Below are 19,180 nucleotides of genomic sequence, written 5' to 3'. Positions count from 1 at the left end.
GATGGACCGATCCCTATCAGTGTCCCTGGGACGGGAACCGCGTACCGGCCCACGCGCTTCGTGACCCTAGAGCCCCTCCCGGCCGGCCTCGTCCAGCGCCGGCCGGGAGAATCGGGGCGGTCGCGCCGCGGGGGAGTTGTTTGCCCGCGGCCCGGATTTTGCCTAGAACCCGCGGCAGTCTGCTGTCCGCCCCTTTTCGGGGCGCGGCCTTGGCCGCATGCGGTTGGTGGGGAGTTCGAGACACGTGGCGCCGGAACGGAAGCCGATCCTGAAACGTCGCTCGCGCCTGGCCGCCGAGGCGGCCATCGTGGCGGCCTCGGGCCTCAGCGCCTTCGCCGTGGCCCATGCCTCGCTGCCGGCGCCGACGCCCAGGGCCGCGACCGCCAACATCGCCCTCACCAGCGCCCGTCCCGCCGCCGTCGCCGCGCGGCCGGCGGAAGAGGTCCTGATCGCCTTCGAGGAGCCCGTGCCCGGCCACGCGGTCGTCTCGCCCTTCGGCCTGCGCCAGCTGCCCTGGGAGGGGAACGGCCGCCTGCATGAGGGCGTCGACATCTCGGCCGACGCCGGGGTGCCTGCGGTCGCCGTGGCCGACGGCGTCGTCGTCGAGGCCGGGACCAAGGGCGGCTACGGCCGCTACGTCGCCGTGCGCCACGCCGAAAGCCTGACCACCTTCTACGCCCACCTGGGCGGCATCGCGGCTGGGGTGAAGCCGGGCCTGGCCGTGAAGGCGGGCATGCCGCTCGGCCGCATCGGCTCGACGGGCACGTCCACCGGCCCCCACCTGCACTTCGAGATCCGCGACGGCGACGGGCGCCCGCTGAACCCGGCCATGTTCCTGGGCAAGGCCTTCGCCGAGGCCGGCGACCTGCCGATCGACAAGGCCAAGCGCTATTCCGGCCGGGTCCGCATGGCCTATGTGTCCTTCATCCCCGAGAGCAAGCGGGCGCTGATGGAGGCGAAGAACAATCCAGGGACCCTGGTCGTCCGGCGCAGGACCACCGACGCCCAGGACCTGGCCGCCGCCGAGAAGAACCTCGAGGGCCAGGCGCGCGAAGCCGCCAAGCGCGAGAAGATCGACGGCCTGCGCGAGCTGTCCATCGGCCCCGACGGCCGTCCCCGCGCGCAGCTCAGCCTTTGAGCGCTTTTCGCGGCGAGAAGATCGACATCGGCGGCCGATCCCTGCGCGTCGTGCGCGCGGGTCCCGCCGAGACGCCCGCCCATCCCCTGATCGTCTGCGAGCACGGCGCCTTCGGCTGCGCGTCCGACTGGGCGGTGGTGCAGGAGAAGCTGGCGGCCCGCGGCTTGCGCAGCCTGGCCTACGACCGCGCCGGTCTCGGCCACTCCGACGCGGGGCCCGAGCCGCGCGACGGCCGGGCGATCAACGACGATCTCGACGCCCTGCTCGGCGCCCTGCGCGAGACCGGCCCGATCCTGCTGGTCGGCCACTCCATGGGCGGGCTGATGGTCCGCCTCTTCGCCCTGGAGCGCGACCGCCCGCTCACCGGCCTGGTGCTGGTGGACGCGGTCACCCCGGACGTCTTCAGCCTTCCGGGCGGGCCCAGCGCGATCCGCGGCTTCGGCCGGGTGCTGCAGGTGGTCAGCCACGGGGCCCGGTTCGGCCTCATGGTCCCGGTCTCCTTCATCAGCGGCAACCTGATCGGCCTGCCGGGGCAGGCGGGGGCGGAGAAGCGGCGCATCCACGCCTCGGCCTCCCACGCGCACGGCGCGGCGGCCGAGGTGGTCCAGTGGCCCCGGACGTCGGAGATGGCCGGCGCGATCGAGCTGCCGACCGACCTGCCGGTGGCGGTGGTCACGGCCGGCCCGCACCGGGGCCGCGCGGCGCTGAAGGCGATCCAGGAAAAGCCCGCCAACCACTCGCGCGCGGGCTTCATCGAGCACGTCCCGCCGTCCAGCCACGCCAACCTGCTGGGCCCGCGCTACGCCGACGCCATCGTGCGCGGCGTCGACCACGTGCTTCAGGCCGGCTCGCGCTGAACCAGCCCCGCGGCGGCGCGCAGGCGTTCGCCCACCAGGCTCTCCAGCGGCGCGAGCCGCACCGACCCGTCCGCCTCGACAACCGCCGGCAGGGCGCCCCGCGCCGCAGCGGGGACCTGGCGCAGACGGTCCCGGTCCGCCGGCGACAGACGTCCCATAAGGCCTGAGAGGCGCCTGACCTCGGCGCCCGTCGCGATCTCGAAACGCCCGTCGAACACCCCCGGCGGCCGCAGCGGCGCAAGGCCAGCCCGAGCCGCCTCGCCCGGTTCTCGGAAGAGGCGCGCCGCGCCCTCCTCGGCCACGATCCGCGCGCCGGCGAGGGTGGCGGTGAACGGCCCCGGCCCCAGCAGCGCCTCGGCCACCCGGGCGGTCCGCGCGGTCGCGGGCAGCCGCTCGCCGCCGCCGGCGCAGACGGCCGCCAGGGCCACGAACCGCCGCGCTTCATCGGGCGATGCGGCCTGCAGGCGCGCCCGCTCCAGCGTGATGATTCCGGCGTGCTCGGTCGCGAACCGGGCCAGCGCCAGCGGCGCCTGGACGGTCGGTGGGGCCGGAGCGCCCGGCTCGGCCAGCCGCGCCCGGCTGCGGGCATAGCGCAGGTCGGCATTGGCCGGATCGTCGATCCAGGTCTCGCCCCGCGCGCTCAGCCAGGCGCGCAGGTCCGCCCGCGTCGCCCACAGCAGGGGTCGCAGCAGGAAGATCCCCCGCCCCTGAGGCCACACGGGCGAGGGCGCCCAGGCCCGCGGATCGGGCGTCGTCGCCCCGGCCGCCCGCATGACGGCCGCCTCCGCCAAGTCGTCGGCCGTGTGCCCGAGCACGATCACTCGCGCCCCGGCTTCCCGGGCCGCGTCCGCCAGCAGGCGGTGCCGGGCCAGGCGCGCAGCGGCGGGCAGGCCTGCGGTGGGCTTCTCGCCGGTCCAGGGCAGGGCGCGGAACGGGCGGTTCAGCCGCGCGGCGACGTCGGCGCAGGCTTGCGTCCAGGCGGCGCTCGCCGCCTGCAGGCCATGGTCGACGGTGAGGATCGCAAGGTCCCGCTCGGCCTCGCGCGCCCAGGCGTCGGCGATCAGGGTCAGGGCGAGGGAATCGCCGCCGCCCGACAGGCCGACGGCGAGCGGCCGGCGGCTGTCGGGGAGCAGGTAGGTGTCGAGAACCTGGCGGGCGCCCGCCTCTAGGCCGCGCACTTGGCCTGGGTTCGGGTGGCGGCGGCGCGGCTCTGGATGTTGGCCGGCGCCTTGGGATAGCGCCGCGCGAACTCGGCCAGGGTCTGGCAGGCGTCCGCCGGCTTCTTCAGCGCCACCAGCGAGCGGGCCAGCTCCACGACCGCGTCCGGGCCCCAAGAGGTCTGGGGCCAGCCGCGGATGGCGGCGATATAGGCCTGGGCGGCGTTGGCGTGCGCGCCGCGGACGCTCAGGGTCTTGCCCCACCAGTAGTTCGCCTCCGCCGCGCGCGGCCCGTCGGGATAGGTCTCCACATAGCCCGCGAAGGCCGCCTCGGCGCCGTCGTAGTCGCCCGCCAGCATCAGCTGCCGCGCCTGGGTGAAGTCCTTGGCCGGATCGCCCGCCGGCGCCGGGGCGGGACCCGCCGCCTCGGCCGGCGGCGGCTCCGCCGAGGCCAGGCGACCCTCGAGCGCCGTCAGCCGCTCGGTGAGCGCCTGCACCTGGCTCGTCAGCGCGGCCTTGTCGCGCCGGGCCTCGTCGAGGTCCCGCGTCGTCCGCTCCAGCGAGCCGTTCATCCCGCGCAGAGTCTGCTCCAGGTCACCCAACCTCTGGCCCACCTCGGCGAGCCGCGCGTCGGTGTCGGCCGGCTGGACCACCACGGGCCGGCCGCTGTCGCGCAGCTGGAAGACGATGGAGCGCAGTTCGCGCACCACCTTCTCCATCCGCTCCACGCGCCGGGCGTCGCGGGAGTCCAGCGGGTCGGGCTGGCCCTCGGCCGGCAGCGGGGTCTGCGACAGGGCGGGGCCGGCCGTCGCGAGGACGGCCAGCGTGAGCCACACGGCAGGCAGGCGGCGCAGGCGCATGCGGCCTAGCGGGCGCCCGAGACGATCGCCGTCCGCGCGTTCCGGTTCTTCTGCCAGGCTTCCTCGCCCGTGCCCGGATCGATCGGCTGTTCCTTGCCGAACGAGATGGTCGAGATGCGGCTGCTGGTGATGCCCTGGCCGACGAGGAAGTCGCGCACCGAGTTGGCGCGGCGGGCGCCGAGCGCCAGGTTGTACTCGCGGGTGCCGCGTTCGTCGGCGTTGCCCTCGATGCGCACCACCACGCTGGGATAGCGGCGCAGCCATTCGCTTTGAGCGCTCAGCAGCGGGCGGGCGTCCTCGCGGATGTCGTGGCTGTCGGTGTCGAAATAGACCCGGTCGCCGACGTTGACGACGAAGTCCTGGGCCGAGCCCGGCAGCGGCGCTGTGGCCTGGCCGGTCACCGGGCCGGTGGTCGGCGGCGCGGTCGAGGGCTCGCTGGGCGTCGAGGGGGGCGTGGTGGGATAGGTGGGCTTCGGCTTGCTCTGGCAGGCCGCGAGAGACGCTGCCGCCGTGGCGACGAGCGCCAGGCGCAGGACGGTGCTCCCGGTGAAGCTGCGGACCATTTACGTCTCCTCGTTCCTCTAGATGAAAATCGTTTGCAGGGTCTATCTGGCGGGATTGCGGCGCAAGTCTAGTTAAGCAAAGGCGACCAGGCCGGGTCCGAACCCGCTCCGGGGTAAGGCATCGGCTGAAGGATTCGCCCGGTGACGTCCACACTCCATAACTTGGCCGCACCGCCGGGGGTTTCACGCGAGAACATCAGAACCCGACCGTTCGGCGCCCAAGTCGGGCCTTCGTCCAGGTAGCTGGAGGTCAAGAGGCGTTCGTCCGAGCCGTCCGGACGCATGACGCCGATGTGGAACTCGCCCCCCGTCTGCTTGGTGAAGGCGATGAATTCGCCGGTCGGACTCCACACGGGCGTGGTGTAGCGGCCATCGCCCCCGGAGATCCGGCGCGGGGCCGAACCGTCGGCGCCCATCACGTAGAGTTGCGGTGAGCCCCCGCGGTCCGAATTGAAGACGATGCGCGAGCCGTCCGGCGAGAACGAGCCGGACGTGTCGATCGACGGGTCCGTGGTCAGGCGCGTGGAGGTGCGGCTGGACAGGTTCATCACATAGAGGTCGCTGTTGCCGGCGCGCTCGACCGAGAACACCACCTTGCCCCCGTCGGGCGAGAACCGCGGCGCGAACACCATGCCCGGGAAGGTGCCCAGGCTCTCCCGCCGGGCGGTCTCCAGGTTCAGGATGTAGATCGTCGAGCTGTCGGGCCGCAGCGACATGTAGGTGATCTCCTGGCTGTTCGAGGAGAACCGCGGCGTCATGACGATGGAGTCGCCCGAGGTGAGATAGCTGGGGTTGGCGCCGTCCTGGTCCATGATCGCCAGGCGCTTCACCGGGTTCAGCCGCGAGCCGCTCTCGGCGACGAAGACCACGCGGGTGTCGAAATAGCCCTTTTCGCCGGTCAGCCGCTCATAGACCGCGTCCGAGATCTTGTGCGCCACCTTGCGCCAGCTTTCCGGGCTGGCGGTGAACTGCAGGCCCAGGAGTTGCTGCTCGGCGAAAACGTCCCAGAGGCGGAAGTCGACCCGCAGCTTGCCGCCCTCGACCGTCACCTGCCCGTTCACCAGCGCCTGGGCGTTGATGGTCTTCCAGTCGCCGAAGCGGGGCTGGACATTGGCGGTCAGCCCCTTCTCGATGAAGCTGGCCGGGTCCAGCGGCCGGAACAGGCCCGACCGCTGCAGGTTGGCCGAGATCACCTGGCTGATGTCCGCGCCGGTCTGCCCGCCGCCGAAGGCCGGTACGGCGATGGGCAGGGGCTGGACGTCGCCGCGGTTGACGTTGACCTCGATCTCCGCGCGCGCCGGCGCCGCCAGCGCGGCGGCCGTGATCGCGCAGAGCAAGGTGAACAGCAGGGCCGCGACGGGGTTGCGGCTGCGGGCTTTGGCTTTAGTCATCGTGCGCAGGCCTCGCGTGCGTTGAAGTTGACGGCGATGCGGTCGCCATAGAATTCGCGGGGCAGGCCGCGGAACGGGGCCGCCGCATAGACGGCGCGGACGGCCCGCTCGGCTGCGGCCTGGGACACGGGTGTGCGGGGGCCCACGATATCGCTTTTCACGTCGCCGACCACCTGGCCGCCGACGCCCATCTGGAAGTTCACCTTCACGATCACGTCGCGGCCGCCCTCGACGTCGCAGTTCGGATTCCACCGCCGCTGCAGCTCCTCGGCCAGGCCCTGCAAGGCGGCGCCGGCGGCCAGGCCCGTTCCCACCGTCTGGCGTGCGACGGGCGCAGTCTCGGCGCGATTGGCGCCCTTGGGCGCGGCGGAGGGGCGCTGCGGGGCGTTGCGGGCGGGCGCCTTCAGGCTGGCGGCCAGCGCGTCCAGGTCGAAGCTCTTCTCCACGGGCTTGGCCGGCGTCTTCGCGGGCGCCGTGGCCGGCTTCGGCGTCGGGGTCGGCGCGGCCTTCTGGGGCGGCGGCGGGGGCGCGGGCTGCGGCGGCGGCGGAACCGGCTCTGGCGGGGCGTCCGGCACGGGCGCCTCGGTGGCCGCCTCTTGCGTTTCCGGCCCCTGTTCGGCGGGCCGCGTGTCCAGGTCGGGCGCGTTCGAGACGATGGTCACGGGCACCACGGCGCCCACCTTCAGGTCGCGGCTGCCCCACGACATCATGAAGGCCGCCGCGACGGCCACGTGCAGGGCGATGGAGCCCAGAGCCGCCGGAGAGACCTCGATGCGCCTGGCGCGGGCCGCGGTCACGGGGCGGCCTCCTCCCCATTCCCACTGCCGTCGGTGGCGCCCGACGACGGCCCGCCGGTCTCGGTGATCAGGTTGATCGAGCTGAAGCCCGAGGTGGACAGCGAGGCCATCACCCGGGCGACGATCTCATAGCTGGCCTTGCCGTCGGCGCGCACATAGATCGGCCGGGTGACGTCGGACGCCATTTCCTTCAGCCGCGGCGACAGGTTGGCGAACGGAACCTCGTTCTCGCCGATGTAAAGCTGGCCGTCCGAGCGGATCGAGATGGTGATCGGGTCGGGCACGTCCTGCATGGCCCCGGCCTCGGTCTTGGGAAGCTCCACCGGCACGCCGGCGGTCAGCAGCGGGGCCGAGATCATGAAGACGATCAGCAGCACCAGCATCACGTCGACCAGCGGCGTGACGTTGATCTCGCTGAGCGCGCCCCGGCGACCGCGGCCGTAGCGCCGGCGCCGCTTGGCGCCGCCCGCCGCGAAGGCGTCGTTGGCCGACAGCGCCATGGCTCAGCCTCCCGCCAGGCGGCGCTGGATAGCGGTGGAAAGGTCGTCGGCGAACCCTTCCAGCCGCGCGGCGTACTTGCCCGCCGCCGTCGAGAAGCTGTTGTAGAAGATGTAGGCCGGGATCGCGGCCACCAGGCCGATGGCGGTGGCGAACAGGGCCTCGGCGATCGACGGCGCGACGATGGCGAGAGAGGTGTTCTTCTGGATCGCGATGGCCTGGAACGCCCGCATGATGCCCCAGACGGTGCCGAACAGTCCCACGAACGGCGAGGCGGTGGCGACGATGGCCAGGGCGCCGAGGCCGTTCTCCACCCGCGCGCTTTCCCGGGCGATGACGGCGTCCAGGTGACGGTCGATGCGCTGGATCAGGAAGGCCACCTGCCCCTCGCTGGGCGGACCCTTCGTCCGCGCCTCGCGCCATTCCTTCAACGCCCCCTGCAGCATGCGGGGCAGGGCGTGGCTGGGCTGGGCGCCCGCGGCGGCGGCCACGTCCTCCAGGCTCTGGCCCGAGGCCACCTGGTCCTCGAACCGGTCGGCCTCCCGGTTCAGCGCGGCGAACCGGACCAGCTTGTCCAGGATGATGGTCCACGACCACAGGGACGCCAGCGCCAGGCCGATCATCACCAGTTTCACGACCCAGTCGGCGCGCAGGAAGATCGTAACAAGGTCGAAGCTCTCGGGCGTGACGGCGGCGGCCGGGTCCATCGTGTCTCCTCGTCGTATCCGGTCGTGGTTGGCGTTGGTCGGTGGCGATCTTATGGCGCGAAGTAGGGGCGCAGCAGATCCACCATCCCCGGCGGCGGTCGCCGCGCGCGGCCGGCCAGGTCGATGCACACAGCCTGGACCTGCGCCTCGGCGATCAGCTCTTCGCCCCGGGTTATGCGCTGGCTGACGAACAGGCGGGGCCCCTTCACGCTGTCATAGGTCGTGCGGACCAGCAGCGCATCGTCCACCCGGGCGGCGCGCTTATAGTCCAGCTCGATCCGAATGATCGTGAAGGCGGTCGGTTCCGGCAGTTCCAGCAGCGCCGTGTGGCTGATCCCCACCAGCCGGAAGAAATCGCTCCGCCCGCGCTCGAAATAGCGCAGGTAGTTGGCGTGGTAGACCACCCCCGTGAAGTCCGTGTCCTCGTAATAGATCCGCACGGGCAGCTGATGCTCGCGGCCCTCCAGCCAGCCCATCGAAGGCTCAGACATGCGCCCCCCTTCTCCTCACCCGTAGGGGGAGGGGGACCCTGCGCAGCGGGGTGGAGGGGGAACGCCGGGAGCGCCGAGCGCGGGATCGCGCCCCCTCCACCGCGTTCCGCGGTCCCCCTCCCCCTACGGGTGAGGAGAGCGTGCCGAGGCCCCTCCGGAGTCGCCTCATTCGAACAGGTCCGGCGTCTGCGGCTGGCCGATGCCCTTGGGCGCCGTCAGGCCGAGGTGGGCATAGGCTTTGGCGCAGGCCATGCGGCCGCGGGGCGTGCGCTGGATGAAGCCTTGCTGCAGCAGGAAGGGCTCGATCACGTCCTCCACCGCATCACGCGCCTCGGCGATCGCATAGGCTAGGGTCTCCACCCCCGCCGGGCCGCCGGCGTAGTTCTCGATCAGGGCGCGCAGGTAGCGGCGGTCCAGGGCGTCGAGGCCCATCTCGTCCACGTCCAGGCGGGCCAGGGCCGAGGCGGCGGCCTTGCGGTCGATGACCGGCGCGCCGTCGGCGGCGGCGAAGTCGCGCACCCGGCGCAGCAGGCGGCCGGCCACCCGCGGGGTGCCGCGGGCGCGGGCGGCGATCTCCATGGCTCCGTCGGGCGACAGCTGCGTCCCCATCTTGGCCGCGGCGCCCAGCAGCACCTTCTGCAGCTCTTCGTGGGTGTAGAATTCCAGACGGATCGGAATCCCGAACCGGTCGCGCAGGGGCGTCGCCAAAAGACCCGCCCGCGTGGTCGCCGCCACCAGGGTGAAGGGCGCCAGGTCGATGCGGATCGAGCGCGCGGACGGCCCCTCGCCGATCATCAGGTCCAGGACGTGGTCCTCCATCGCTGGATAGAGGATCTCCTCGACGTTGGCCGCCAGGCGGTGGATCTCGTCGATGAACAGGACGTCGCGCGGCTCGAGGTTGGTCAGGATCGCGGCCAGGTCTCCGGCCTTGGCCAGTACCGGCCCGGACGTGGCGCGGAAGTTCACCCCCAGCTCCCGGGCGACGATCTGGGCGAGGGTGGTCTTGCCCAGCCCCGGGGGGCCGAACAGCAGCACGTGGTCCAGCGCCTCGGCCCGGTTCTTGGCCGCGTCGATGAAGACGCTGAGGTTGCCCTTGGCCTGCGCCTGGCCGACGAACTCGCCGAGCGTCTGCGGCCGCAGCGCCTTGTCCGTCGGCTCGAACGCCTGCGGCTCGCCCGAGACGATCCGGGTCACCGGCCCAGCTCCTGCAGCGCGGCCTTGATCAGCGCGGGCGGCTCGGCGTCCTCGCCCAGGCGGATGGCGGCGGCCTCGACGACCCGGCGGGCGGCGGGTTCGGCGACGCCAAGACCCATGAGGGCGGCCACCGCCTCGCCCGACGCGGAGGGCTTCACCGGCTGGCTCGGCAGGGCCTGGGCGTGGAAGGCGGCGACCGGGCCGTCCGTGATCGGTTTGCCCTTCAGTTCGGTGACGATGCGCAGCGCCAGCTTCGGCCCGACGCCGTTCGCCCGGGCCACGGCCGCCTTGTCGTCCCGCGCCACCGCCCCCGCCAGTTCGGCGGGCGGCAGCACGTCCAGCACCGCCAGGGCCGCCTTCGGCCCCACGCCCTGGATGGTGCGCAGCAGCACGAACGCCTGCCGGTCCTCGCGCGCCAGGAAGCCGTAGAGCGTGAGGCCGGTCTGCTCGCCCCAGTGGCTTTCCACGTGCAGCAGGACCTCGCTCCCGATCTCGGGCAGGCGCGACAGGGTCCGGGCCCCGCAGCGCACGACATAGCCCACGCCCATCACGTCGATGAGCGCCTCTTCCTCGCCGACCTCGGCCACGGCGCCGCGCAGTCGGCCGATCATGTGCGAATCGGGTTCGGCATGTGTTCCGCAGGAGTACCGCAGCCCGGACTCCGGGGGAACAACGGGGAAGGGCCCTAGGCGCCCCCGTCGGCGTCGTCCGCGCCCGGCCTCGCCCGGGGATGGGGCAGCTCCAGCTGTTCCAGGGCGTGCAGCAGGTCGGTGAACACCGGCATGGTGCTCTTCAGCTGGCCGAGATTGTTGCGGGAGATGATCTCCAGAAGGCGGGCCCCTTCCGGCGTGAGCGACAGGGCCACGCGCCGACGGTCGTCCGGCGCCGGCGCCCGGCTCAAGAGGCCCCGCTCCACCAGCCGGTCCACCAGCCCCAGTGCGCTGTGGTTCTTGATCAGCAGCGAGGCCGCCAGCCCGCCCACGCTGAGGGCGCCCGGCCCCGGGTGGGCGCGCACCGCCAGCAGCGCCTGGTGCTGTTGCGGGGTCAGCCCCACGGCCCGGGCCTCGCCCTCGCTGAAGGCGAGGAAGCGCCGCAGGGCCTGGCGGAACGCCCCCAGCGCTTGATAGTCCGCCCCGGTCAGCTTGCGCCGCCCGGGTCGGCGGGCAGGGACCTCGGACTTCGTCGTCGCCATCGGACAGGGTCTCGGGTGCGCGGTCCTGGACGCCCAGGGCCCGATTCGCACGCCCCGAAGATCGAAGGAATCGCGCCGGCGAGCCAGAGGCGGCGGACACGGCGCCGCCGGCTCCCCAGCCGACGGCGCCGTCCGCGGAGATCGACCGCGGCGCCCCGGCCGGCGCGGCTGCAAGGCGACCCTCGTTCTGCAACGCGCCGGCGTCCTGCGTATCAACGCCCGATGCGGCGATGCCGCGCGGCGCCGGAGCCGGGGGGGCAAGAAACCGGCGCCGCGCGGGGATCGCTGCGGACCCGAGGCACGACTACCCCAGGCCCGAAAAGATCGTAAGACGATGTATCATAACAACCCTGTGAACCGCCGATGCCGACCGGGCCTCCCGCAGCCGTGATTTGAACCCCCATATAGCTCTCACTACGATCTATTCGCCGGACCGCGCTCCCCGCGTCCGCGAGATGGCCGCTGCGCGGCGAGGGGCCGGGTCCCTGCGCCCGCCGGCTTCAAGAGCCCAATTCGAGGAGAAGACGATGAACGGCACGCCCGGACGATCCGCTTTCGACACGGCCGCGAGGCGCGCCTCTTGAGCCGCCTGATCGTCGTCTCCAACCGGGTGAGCCCGCCGCAGGACGCCGGGGTCGCCTCCGCGGGCGGCCTGGCCATGGCGCTGTCGGCCGCCCTGCGCGACGGCCGCGGCGTCTGGTTCGGCTGGAGCGGGAACACCGTCGACGCCTACACCGGCCAGCTCACCGTCCAGCGGGTGGGCGACGTCACCGTGGCTCTGGTCGATCTCGAGGGCCAGGACGTCGACGAGTACTACAACGGCTACGCCAACCGCACGCTGTGGCCCCTGTTCCACTACCGCACCGACCTGGCCGAATACGAGCGCAGCTACCACGAGGGCTATCAGCGGGTGAACGAGCGCTTCGCCCGCGCCCTGGCGCCCCTGCTCTCACCGGACGACGTCATCTGGGTGCAGGACTACCACCTGATCCCCCTGGCGCAGCAGCTGCGCAAGCTGGGCGTGCGCAACCGGATCGGCTTCTTCCTCCACATCCCCTGGCCGTCCCGCCGCCTGTTCCTGACCCTGCCGGGCGGCCGCGACCTGGTCAGCAGCCTCTTCGACTACGACCTCGTCGGCTTCCAGGCCCAGGACCACCGCGAGGCGTTCAGCGACTACGTCGTCCACGAGGCCGGCGGCGCCGCGACCGAAGCGGACGCGCTGCGCGCGTTCGGCAAGACGGTCCGGATCGGCGTCTTCCCCATCGGCATCGACGCCGAGGCCTTCGTCGAGGCCGCCCGGCTGCCGCCCGGCGAGGCCCAGTTCGCCCGCATGGAAAAGAGCAAGGCCGGGCGCAAGATGCTGCTGGGCATCGACCGGCTGGACTATTCCAAGGGACTGGAGGACCGCTTCCAGGCCTACGAGCGGTTCCTGGGCGAGCATCCGGAACACCACGACCAGCTCTTCTACCTCCAGATCGCCACCGCCAGCCGCGAGGAGGTTGGGACCTACCAGGACCTCCGCGCCCGCCTCGACGCCATTTCCGGCCGGATCAACGGCGCCTACGCCGACCTCGACTGGACGCCGCTGCGCTACGTCAGCCGCGCCTACCGCCGCGACGAGCTGGCCGGGGTCTACCGCGCCGCCGACGTCGCCCTGGTGACGCCCCTGCGCGACGGGATGAACCTGGTGGCCAAGGAGTTCGTGGCCGCGCAGGAGGCGGCCGACCCCGGCGTGCTGGTGCTCTCCCGCTTCGCCGGCGCCGCCGACCAGCTTAAGGACGCCCTGATCGTCAATCCCTTCAGCCGGGAAGAGGTGGGCGACGCCATCCGCGAGGCCATCGCCATGCCGCTGGCCGAGCGCCGCCGCCGCTGGGAGGCGATGATGTCCATCGTCATGAGCGCCGACGTCAACGCCTGGCGCGACGACTTCGTGACCACCCTGTCCCGGCCCGTCCCCGCGGTGTCGCAGGAGCCGGAGCTGCGCCTCGTCTGAAGGCTGGCGCCCTAGGCCGTCAGGAAGATCGGGCCGCCCACCACGTCGAAGCCGCCGGCCTCGCGGCGGCGGATGGCGGTGATCTGCATCACCGGCGCCGCGCCCTCCACGCGCCCGGCCCGGCTGCCCTGGGGCGGCGCCAGGCGGGGTCGGTGCTCGCTGGGTACCGCGCGCAGGGCCCGGGCCACGTCGGGCCCCTGCGCGCGGAAGGGCAGGGGTTCGGGCAGGCTGGCCACCGGCCGCGCGAACAGCCCCACCATCCACACCCGGTCCCGGGCGCGCACCACGCCATAGGCCGCGTGGGTGTGGCTGGGGCGCAGCAGGTTGCCCCAGTGTCCCGGGCTCTTTCGCCAGCGCATCACCAGCCCCGCCGCGGCGGCCGGGGGCCCGGATCCGCGGTGGTAAGCGATGTTCTCCGACGGCGAGCCGATGGTCGTGCGGCCCAGCAGCCAGAACCGGTGGCTGGGATCGAACCCCTCGGGCGACAGGTGCTCCACATAGCCGCGCGCCGCCAGGTCCCCGGCGTGGGCCCGGGCCGCGGCGGCCAGCTCCTCGTGCCAGGCCACGGCCCCGGCGCCCGCGGCCGCCCGCGCCGCATTGGTGGCGCTCAGCGCCGCCTGCGCCGCCGCCGCGTCGAACCGATGCCCGCCCGCGTCGGCGAACCGCGCCCGCAGCCGGGCCTCATAGGCCGCCCACGCCGCGCTGTCGGAGGCCGGCGGGGCGGCGTCGGTGGCCACCTGGGCCAGCCCCGGCCCCGCGGCGAGCGCCAGCCCGGCCCCCAGCACGGCGCGCCGGCCAAGCCTCACGAGGCGGGCATGCCGGCGATCCACTGGCGGATCAGGGCCAGCCCCTCCTCATGGGTCAGCGAGCGGCCCAGTTCCGGCATCATCACCCCGGGCTCGGTCGAGGCCATGCGATAGGCCAGGATCGAGGCGTCCGGGTGGCCCGGCTCGACGCTTACCCGCAGGCCCCCGGATCCGCGCCCGGCCGCCACCGGCCCCTTGCCCACGCCCAGGGCCGAGGCCCGCGTCTCCTCCAGGTTCAGGAACAGGCCGGAGTTCGAGGCCACCGCCCGCGGGTTGTGGCAATGGGCGCAGTTGGCGTCGAGATAGGCCCGCGCCCGCGCCGCCGTCGGCTCGGCCGGATCGTCCCACCGCGCGGTCCTGGGCGCGTCCTGCGGCTTCGGCGCGCCCGCGAGCAGGCCCCGCCGGCTCCAGTGCGCGAGCTGGTTCTCCGCCCCGCTCGCATAGGCAAAGGTGCCGTTCAGGTTCCGCGCCTTGGGTCCCACCGGCTGCAACGTCCGGTCCAGCTGGTGGCACTCCTTGCACTGGTTCTGGTTCGGCACCGCATAGTCCACCCGCCGCGCCTGGCCCCGGCTGTCAACGAAGCCCACGTCCAGCCGCGCGCCCGCCCGCTTCAGCACCGCCTCGGTCTGCTCTTCGTTCCAGACGTAGGCCAGGGCCACCCACCCCTCGCGCTTGTGGATCAGCAGGCGGGTTTCCAGATAGCGCACCTGCTCGTCCGGCCGGCGCAGGTCGGCCGGATAGGCGAAGGTCTTCACCAGCGCCGTCCCCACCGGGAAATCCAGCACGCCCTCGGCCCGATAGGCCGCCTTGGCCCCCGGCGGCAGGTAGAGGAACCGGAACTTCTCGGCATAGTCGCTGAAAAGCGGCGTGTTCAGCCCATAGGGCGTCAGGCCGTTCGGCCGCCGTCCGCCTGCGTCCCTGAACAGCCGATAGTCCGACAGCTTCGGCGCCGGCGCCTCGGCCAGCAGGGTCTCCAGCGACACCGCCGCCGGCGCCGGGGCCGCGCCCAGGCAGGCGAGCGCCGCCAGGCTGGCCAGCCAGCGCCGCATCATGCCCCCAGGTCGGCCTGGCGCCTCGGCAGGACCACGGCAGCCGGCTCGGCGATCTCGGCGTCGCCCACGGTGTCGGACTTCACCGGCTTGGCGGCCATCAGCGCCCCCGGCGCCGGCAGCTGCAGGTTCAGCACCGGCCCGTCCGAGATCCGCACCCGCACCGGATCGCTCGTGCCGGCAAAGCTGGTCACCCCGTCCCACATCACCGGCGGCAGCGCGCCGCCCATCATCTTGGCCAGGATCTCGCCCCCGGTGAACTTGGGGTCCCACCCGTTCCGGCCGATCCGGTTGTCGCGCACCACGATGTCGCGGGGCAGGGGGTTATAGGTCTTGTCGTCGAACTTCTCGGTGTAGCTCACCAGCATCACCGCCGCCGACTGGTTCTCCGCGATCTCGTTGTCGAAGACGTGGACGTTCTTGTTGGCCATGATCATCACGCCGGTGCCGGTGGGCACGTTGGCGACGATGTTGCCCTTGGGCGCGAAGTTCGGCGTGTCGTTCTGCACCACCTTGTTGCGGAACAGCCGGGTGGAGTGGCCCCCCATCTGCGGCAGGTTCGGCAGGTCGAACACCAGGATGCCCCCGGTGTTGCGCGTGGCGACGTTGTCGAACACGTCGGCGTTCATCGAGTTCTCGATCTCGATCCCGGCCACGTTGAACTCAGCCCGGCTGCGCTTGACCACGATGTTCTTCGACTGGCCCACATAGATGCCGGCGTCCGAGGCCCCACGCACCACTACCCTGTCGATCAGCACATTGGTCGAGCTGACCGGATAGACCCCATAGGCGCCGTTGGTCTCCTTCGGCCCGCCGGTCCACTCCACCCGCACATTGACGAAGCTGATCTGGTCCGAGCCCTTGGACTTCACTCCGTCGCCCTTGGTGTCCTCGACCCCCAGGTCGCGCACGGTCACCCGGTCCGAGGTGACCAGCAGCCCCTCGCCGGCGCCCTTCTGGCCCTTGAACGACAGCACCGTGGCGTCCGGCCCGGCGCCCTTCACCGTCACGTCGTCCACGTCCAGCGACAGCCCGTCCACCAGCTCGTACCGCCCGGCCGCCAGCTGCACCACGTCCCCGGGCTTGGCGTCCAGCAGGGCGGTCTGGATCCGCTCCTGCGCATCGGGCCCCGGCGCCACCGACAGCGTCTTGGCCTGGGCGGCGGCGCCCAGCGCGGTGGCCGCCAGCAGGGCGGTGGTGAACCTGATCATGTCGTTCCCTCGGATGACGTTCCCGGCATCGTGACGCGCCGTTCAACTTCGAAGGTGGCTCCGATGGGGGGCGGGACGCAAGGGCTAGCCTTCCGGCTCGTCGGCATAGGGCTGGAAGATCGGGCCGTTCGGCTCCAGGTCTTCCCGCCTGTGGCCCCTGGGAATGATCGATCCGCGGGCCAAGCCGGCGAGAAAAGCTACGCTGCCACGTCTCCCTCCTCTTCGGGCAGATCGGTCACGGCAACAGCGAGGGCGAGCAGCATAGCGGATACGACGCTGTCGCTATATCAACCTGCAGGTTGTGCGCTCTCAGATGGAGCGAGAGTCGCGCGCGACGTAAGCTGATGGGCCAGCGTGATCACTTCTGCTTTCCGCCATCAGGGGCCTTGCGGAACCAAGCAAGTAGAATGAACACCGCCCAGAAGTAGGGAAGCAGCCCCCACGGCCATGCCCACGTCGGAAGAAGGCCAGCGAGTGGGGATAGTCCTACCGCAAACATGGTGGCGGCAGTGATGATGAATGCGAGCGTGTAGGTGCTCATTCGTTGTCAGCCTTCAGCGCCATCGCCTTCGGAGCGATCCTTCCCACCGTCTCTTCGGGTGGGCTTCGTCCGCCTAGGTGGAGAGCCAGGTCAGGGAACTTGTCGATCTGCTGCGGTTCAGCTTTGCTGTTCGACATGCTGGTCCATCCTTCCAGGCGCTATCGTCTGTACATCGACGAGACGGGCACTCAAACGCTCAAGCAGGCAGGAGTAGATCGCTACCTGTGCCTGATGGGCGTCTTGATGCGGCGAGACACCCACGACGGAGTGCTCACCCCTCGACTACAGGGTGTCAAGGAAGATCTGTTCGGTCATTCGGCAACCGCACCAGTGATCTTGCATCGCCGAGACATGGTGCAACGGCGACCACCGTTCGACATCCTCAACGATGAACGGGTCGCGTTCGAGTTCAACACCCGCTGGGCCGCCTTGGTGCGCGAGACGCAGTACATTGCGATGGCCTCCGCCATCGACAAGCACGCGCACATCGAGAAGTACAAGGTTTGGCAGTACGACCCCTATCACTACTGCCTTGAGTGTCTTTTGGAGCGCTACGTGAAGTGGCTGAACCGCCATGGTTTCGTCGGCGACGTACTGGTCGAGTCTCGGGGTAAAGGTCCGGACCGGCGCCTGAAAGCCGCCTACAAGCGGTTCTACATCGGCGGTGGCGACCACCTGTCCTCGAGCGTCATTCAGGCGCGGCTTACCTCCGGCGAATTGAAGCTGGCGATGAAGCAGGAGGACGTCGCTGGCCATCAGCTCGCGGACTCCCTGGCTCATCCAGTCCTCAAGTACATGCGCGGCAGGTACGAAGGCGCGCAGGTGGTCGAGGGGTTCGGGCAGCAACTGGTTCGCGTGCTGCTACAGCACCGCTTGGCGCGCCACCCAAAGACGCTCGAGATCGACGGTTGGGGCCTCAAGTGGCTGCCACGAAAAACGGGGGCCTAAAGCCCCCGCTAAACGCAAAGCGTTTTCCCTCCAGCCGGAGCTGGATTGATATCAAATATAGAGGATTCCCCGATACTTTTCAACATCTTGTAAGTCATTGAATCGAATCGCGCTTTCGCTTCCTATGACTGTTCGCGCGCTATCAGGAGCGGATGCGCCGCTTCCGCTGAGGCCGTCGCTTCGGCCCCGCCGTTAGTTGACGGGTGCGTTATCCTCAAACCCATGAAAACCCACATCGTCCGCGCCGGCCCCGCCGAGGCCGACCTCCTGGCCCGCGTCGCCGTCGACGTCTTCGACGCGCCCATCGAGCCGCAGAAGCTGGCCACCTACCTGGCCCAGCCCGGCCACCTGATGGTGCTGGCGGTCACCGACGGCGAGGTGGTCGGCCAGGCGCGCGGCATCGTCCACCGCCACCCCGACCTGCCCACCGAGCTCTACATCGACAACCTGGGCGTCACGCCGGACCGCCGCCGCGAGCGCCTGGCCACCCGGATGCTGGACGAACTCGTCGCCTGGGGCCGCGAGCTGGGCTGCGAGGAGGCCTGGGTCGGCACCGAGCCCGACAACACCGCCGCCCGTGCCCTCTACGACCGCCGCGGCGCGGAGGCCGAGACCTTCGTCATGTACGTCTACGAACTGGACGGGACGTAAGCGCGCACCTCCTCTCCCCCGCGAAGCGAGAGGGAGAGGGTAGGGAGAGGGCGACGCCGGATGCGCCGCTTCCACGGTGGTCCAGCCATGGCCCCCCTGCGGCTTGGCGGGGCTCGCCGCCCCGCTGATCTTGGCTGAACCCTGAGCGGCGGCGGCGACGCCTGCGCCGGCCCTCTCCCTACCCTCTCCCTCTCGCTTCGCGGGGGAGAGGAGGCGCCACCGCTTGACGCCACCCCGGCGCGCACATATTTAAGAGATCACTTAAACATTCCGCCCCGTCTCCCCGTGCACCCGCCCCAACACCTCGGACAGACCTTCGCCGCCCTCGGCGACCCGACGCGGATGGCGATCGTCAGCCGCCTGGCCGCCCAGGGCGACCTGACCGTGCAGGAGATCGCCGAGCCCTTCGCCATGAGCCTGCCGGCGGTCTCCCAGCATCTGAAGGTGCTAGAGCGCGCCGGCCTGATCGCCCGCGGCCGCGACGGCCAGACGCGGCCCTGCTCCCTGCGCCCCGAGCGCCTGGCCGAGGCCACCCGCTGGCTCGACCATACGCGGGAGGCTTGGGAGGCCCGCTTCGACCGCCTGGAACGCTTCCTCGCAACGCTAGAGACCAAGAATGACGACCAAGACCCCTGACCCGCGCGCCACCTGGGCCCTCGACCGCGAGATCGTGCTGACCCGCCTCATCGCCGCCCCGCGCGAGCGGGTGTTCCAGGCCTGGGCCGACCCGGCGCAGATCGTCCAGTGGTTCGGCCCCGAGGGCTTCACGGTCGAGAGCCTGGAGTGCGACATCCGCCCGGGCGGCCGCTGGCGCTTCGTCTTCACCGGCCCCGACGGCACGCGCTACGACAACCGCATGGTGTTCACGCACATCGAGGCGCCGCGCCTGATCCAGATGGAGCACGGCTCCGACAAGGACGACGACCCCGACCGCTTCTTCGTCACCGTCACCTTCGATTCCCAGAGTGACGGCAAGACCGTGCTCACCCTGCGCCAGCTGCACCCCACCCCGCAGCGCCGCGAGGAAGTCATCGGCTTCGGCGCCGTCGAATACGGCCTCCAGACCCTCGCCAAACTCGCCCGCCACCTCGGCGCGGAGTAAGGGGCAACCCTTCCCCTCCCCCGCGAAGCGGCGG

General features: G+C 71.5%; 23 protein-coding genes. 7 read left to right on the top strand and 16 right to left on the bottom strand.

Annotation, left to right across the window (positions count from 1 at the left end; genetic code table 11):
* Positions 1–244: 244 nt before the first annotated feature.
* Positions 245–1,138, top strand: a complete 894-nt coding sequence (locus A2790_RS18485; protein ID WP_293394712.1) for a M23 family metallopeptidase — start codon at positions 245–247, stop codon at positions 1,136–1,138.
* On the top strand, positions 1,135–1,995 hold the full coding sequence (locus A2790_RS18480; RefSeq protein WP_293394709.1) for an alpha/beta fold hydrolase: 861 nt from the start codon (positions 1,135–1,137) through the stop codon (positions 1,993–1,995). The genes A2790_RS18485 and A2790_RS18480 overlap by 4 nt, the downstream gene beginning before the upstream one ends.
* Here the strand turns inward: A2790_RS18480 and tilS are convergent.
* The 11 genes from tilS to A2790_RS18425 all read right to left on the bottom strand — a co-directional run bounded on the left by tilS (position 1,977) and on the right by A2790_RS18425 (position 10,845).
* Positions 1,977–3,173: a tRNA lysidine(34) synthetase TilS gene (tilS, locus tag A2790_RS18475; protein WP_293394706.1), complete on the bottom strand. Its 1,197-nt coding sequence runs from the start codon at positions 3,171–3,173 to the stop codon at positions 1,977–1,979. The two genes, A2790_RS18480 and tilS, sit on opposite strands and share 19 nt — an antisense overlap.
* Entirely contained in the window at positions 3,161–4,012 is an 852-nt protein-coding gene (gene ybgF / locus A2790_RS18470) for a tol-pal system protein YbgF (protein ID WP_293394703.1), read from the bottom strand. Before ybgF ends, tilS begins: the two co-directional genes overlap by 13 nt.
* 5 nt (positions 4,013–4,017) lie before the next feature.
* Positions 4,018–4,575 carry a peptidoglycan-associated lipoprotein Pal gene (gene pal, locus A2790_RS18465; protein WP_293394700.1) on the bottom strand — a complete coding sequence of 186 codons (558 nt, stop codon included), beginning with the start codon at positions 4,573–4,575 and terminating at the stop codon, positions 4,018–4,020.
* A gap of 68 nt (positions 4,576–4,643) precedes the next feature.
* Positions 4,644–5,966, bottom strand: a complete 1,323-nt coding sequence (tolB, locus tag A2790_RS18460) for a Tol-Pal system beta propeller repeat protein TolB (protein ID WP_293394698.1) — start codon at positions 5,964–5,966, stop codon at positions 4,644–4,646.
* Positions 5,963–6,763 (bottom strand): energy transducer TonB, encoded by an 801-nt coding sequence (locus tag A2790_RS18455; RefSeq protein ID WP_293394695.1) that lies wholly within the window; start codon positions 6,761–6,763, stop codon positions 5,963–5,965. Before A2790_RS18455 ends, tolB begins: the two co-directional genes overlap by 4 nt.
* Positions 6,760–7,263: a biopolymer transporter ExbD gene (locus A2790_RS18450; protein ID WP_293394692.1), complete on the bottom strand. Its 504-nt coding sequence runs from the start codon at positions 7,261–7,263 to the stop codon at positions 6,760–6,762. Before A2790_RS18450 ends, A2790_RS18455 begins: the two co-directional genes overlap by 4 nt.
* A 3-nt stretch (positions 7,264–7,266) precedes the next feature.
* Positions 7,267–7,968, bottom strand: a complete 702-nt coding sequence (gene tolQ / locus A2790_RS18445) for a protein TolQ (RefSeq protein WP_293394689.1) — start codon at positions 7,966–7,968, stop codon at positions 7,267–7,269.
* A gap of 50 nt (positions 7,969–8,018) precedes the next feature.
* Positions 8,019–8,459 carry a YbgC/FadM family acyl-CoA thioesterase gene (locus tag A2790_RS18440; RefSeq protein ID WP_293394686.1) on the bottom strand — a complete coding sequence of 147 codons (441 nt, stop codon included), beginning with the start codon at positions 8,457–8,459 and terminating at the stop codon, positions 8,019–8,021.
* Between the two features lie 165 nt (positions 8,460–8,624).
* The gene (ruvB, locus tag A2790_RS18435) at positions 8,625–9,653 is read right to left on the bottom strand and encodes a Holliday junction branch migration DNA helicase RuvB (protein ID WP_293394683.1); all 1,029 of its coding nucleotides are present in this window, start codon (positions 9,651–9,653) and stop codon (positions 8,625–8,627) included.
* Positions 9,650–10,264 (bottom strand): Holliday junction branch migration protein RuvA, encoded by a 615-nt coding sequence (ruvA, locus tag A2790_RS18430; RefSeq protein ID WP_293394680.1) that lies wholly within the window; start codon positions 10,262–10,264, stop codon positions 9,650–9,652. The genes ruvB and ruvA overlap by 4 nt, the downstream gene beginning before the upstream one ends.
* A gap of 74 nt (positions 10,265–10,338) precedes the next feature.
* On the bottom strand, positions 10,339–10,845 hold the full coding sequence (locus tag A2790_RS18425; protein WP_293394677.1) for a MarR family transcriptional regulator: 507 nt from the start codon (positions 10,843–10,845) through the stop codon (positions 10,339–10,341).
* A gap of 580 nt (positions 10,846–11,425) precedes the next feature.
* On the opposite strand from A2790_RS18425, the gene otsA reads away from it, so the two are divergent.
* Complete coding sequence (gene otsA / locus A2790_RS18420; RefSeq protein WP_293394674.1) at positions 11,426–12,838, top strand: alpha,alpha-trehalose-phosphate synthase (UDP-forming); 1,413 nt, start codon at positions 11,426–11,428, stop codon at positions 12,836–12,838.
* A gap of 11 nt (positions 12,839–12,849) precedes the next feature.
* On the opposite strand, the gene A2790_RS18415 is transcribed toward otsA, so the two are convergent.
* The 5 genes from A2790_RS18415 to A2790_RS18395 form a co-directional block, all read right to left on the bottom strand.
* Positions 12,850–13,668 (bottom strand): CAP domain-containing protein, encoded by an 819-nt coding sequence (locus A2790_RS18415; protein WP_293394671.1) that lies wholly within the window; start codon positions 13,666–13,668, stop codon positions 12,850–12,852.
* Entirely contained in the window at positions 13,641–14,693 is a 1,053-nt protein-coding gene (locus A2790_RS18410; protein ID WP_293394667.1) for an SO2930 family diheme c-type cytochrome, read from the bottom strand. The genes A2790_RS18415 and A2790_RS18410 overlap by 28 nt, the downstream gene beginning before the upstream one ends.
* A complete protein-coding gene (locus A2790_RS18405) occupies positions 14,693–15,904 on the bottom strand; it encodes a parallel beta-helix domain-containing protein (protein WP_293394664.1) in 1,212 nt (403 codons plus the stop codon). The genes A2790_RS18410 and A2790_RS18405 overlap by 1 nt, the downstream gene beginning before the upstream one ends.
* A gap of 358 nt (positions 15,905–16,262) precedes the next feature.
* Positions 16,263–16,445, bottom strand: coding sequence for a hypothetical protein (locus A2790_RS18400; protein ID WP_293394661.1), 183 nt, complete (start codon positions 16,443–16,445; stop codon positions 16,263–16,265).
* Positions 16,442–16,582: a hypothetical protein gene (locus A2790_RS18395; RefSeq protein ID WP_293394658.1), complete on the bottom strand. Its 141-nt coding sequence runs from the start codon at positions 16,580–16,582 to the stop codon at positions 16,442–16,444. The genes A2790_RS18400 and A2790_RS18395 overlap by 4 nt, the downstream gene beginning before the upstream one ends.
* On the opposite strand from A2790_RS18395, the gene A2790_RS18390 reads away from it, so the two are divergent.
* From A2790_RS18390 to A2790_RS18375, 4 genes are all read left to right on the top strand, one after another.
* Positions 16,569–17,393, top strand: a complete 825-nt coding sequence (locus tag A2790_RS18390; RefSeq protein ID WP_293394655.1) for a DUF3800 domain-containing protein — start codon at positions 16,569–16,571, stop codon at positions 17,391–17,393. The two genes, A2790_RS18395 and A2790_RS18390, sit on opposite strands and share 14 nt — an antisense overlap.
* 222 nt (positions 17,394–17,615) lie before the next feature.
* Entirely contained in the window at positions 17,616–18,044 is a 429-nt protein-coding gene (locus tag A2790_RS18385) for a GNAT family N-acetyltransferase (RefSeq protein ID WP_293394653.1), read from the top strand.
* 285 nt (positions 18,045–18,329) lie between these two features.
* A complete protein-coding gene (locus A2790_RS18380) occupies positions 18,330–18,680 on the top strand; it encodes a metalloregulator ArsR/SmtB family transcription factor (protein WP_293394650.1) in 351 nt (116 codons plus the stop codon).
* A complete protein-coding gene (locus tag A2790_RS18375) occupies positions 18,661–19,146 on the top strand; it encodes an SRPBCC family protein (RefSeq protein WP_293394648.1) in 486 nt (161 codons plus the stop codon). Before A2790_RS18380 ends, A2790_RS18375 begins: the two co-directional genes overlap by 20 nt.
* The last annotated feature ends 34 nt before the right edge of the window (positions 19,147–19,180 follow it).

This window comes from Phenylobacterium sp. RIFCSPHIGHO2_01_FULL_69_31, assembly GCF_001824475.1.
In the GTDB taxonomy this organism is placed as follows: domain Bacteria; phylum Pseudomonadota; class Alphaproteobacteria; order Caulobacterales; family Caulobacteraceae; genus Phenylobacterium.
The sequence above is the reverse complement of the archived record's forward strand: the minus strand, read 5'-3'. Positions and strand labels throughout refer to the sequence as shown.

Coding starts and splice junctions, on each gene's coding strand:
- A2790_RS18405 (WP_293394664.1), bottom strand. CDS start 15,904: ATGATCAGGTTCACCACCGCCCTGCTGGCGGCCACCGCGCTGGGCGCC.
- A2790_RS18440 (WP_293394686.1), bottom strand. CDS start 8,459: ATGTCTGAGCCTTCGATGGGCTGGCTGGAGGGCCGCGAGCATCAGCTG.
- ybgF (WP_293394703.1), bottom strand. CDS start 4,012: ATGCGCCTGCGCCGCCTGCCTGCCGTGTGGCTCACGCTGGCCGTCCTC.
- A2790_RS18410 (WP_293394667.1), bottom strand. CDS start 14,693: ATGCGGCGCTGGCTGGCCAGCCTGGCGGCGCTCGCCTGCCTGGGCGCG.
- A2790_RS18375 (WP_293394648.1), top strand. CDS start 18,661: ATGACGACCAAGACCCCTGACCCGCGCGCCACCTGGGCCCTCGACCGC.
- tolQ (WP_293394689.1), bottom strand. CDS start 7,968: ATGGACCCGGCCGCCGCCGTCACGCCCGAGAGCTTCGACCTTGTTACG.
- A2790_RS18425 (WP_293394677.1), bottom strand. CDS start 10,845: ATGGCGACGACGAAGTCCGAGGTCCCTGCCCGCCGACCCGGGCGGCGC.
- A2790_RS18450 (WP_293394692.1), bottom strand. CDS start 7,263: ATGGCGCTGTCGGCCAACGACGCCTTCGCGGCGGGCGGCGCCAAGCGG.
- ruvA (WP_293394680.1), bottom strand. CDS start 10,264: ATGATCGGCCGACTGCGCGGCGCCGTGGCCGAGGTCGGCGAGGAAGAG.
- A2790_RS18400 (WP_293394661.1), bottom strand. CDS start 16,445: ATGAGCACCTACACGCTCGCATTCATCATCACTGCCGCCACCATGTTT.
- A2790_RS18385 (WP_293394653.1), top strand. CDS start 17,616: ATGAAAACCCACATCGTCCGCGCCGGCCCCGCCGAGGCCGACCTCCTG.
- A2790_RS18395 (WP_293394658.1), bottom strand. CDS start 16,582: ATGTCGAACAGCAAAGCTGAACCGCAGCAGATCGACAAGTTCCCTGAC.
- tolB (WP_293394698.1), bottom strand. CDS start 5,966: ATGACTAAAGCCAAAGCCCGCAGCCGCAACCCCGTCGCGGCCCTGCTG.
- pal (WP_293394700.1), bottom strand. CDS start 4,575: ATGGTCCGCAGCTTCACCGGGAGCACCGTCCTGCGCCTGGCGCTCGTC.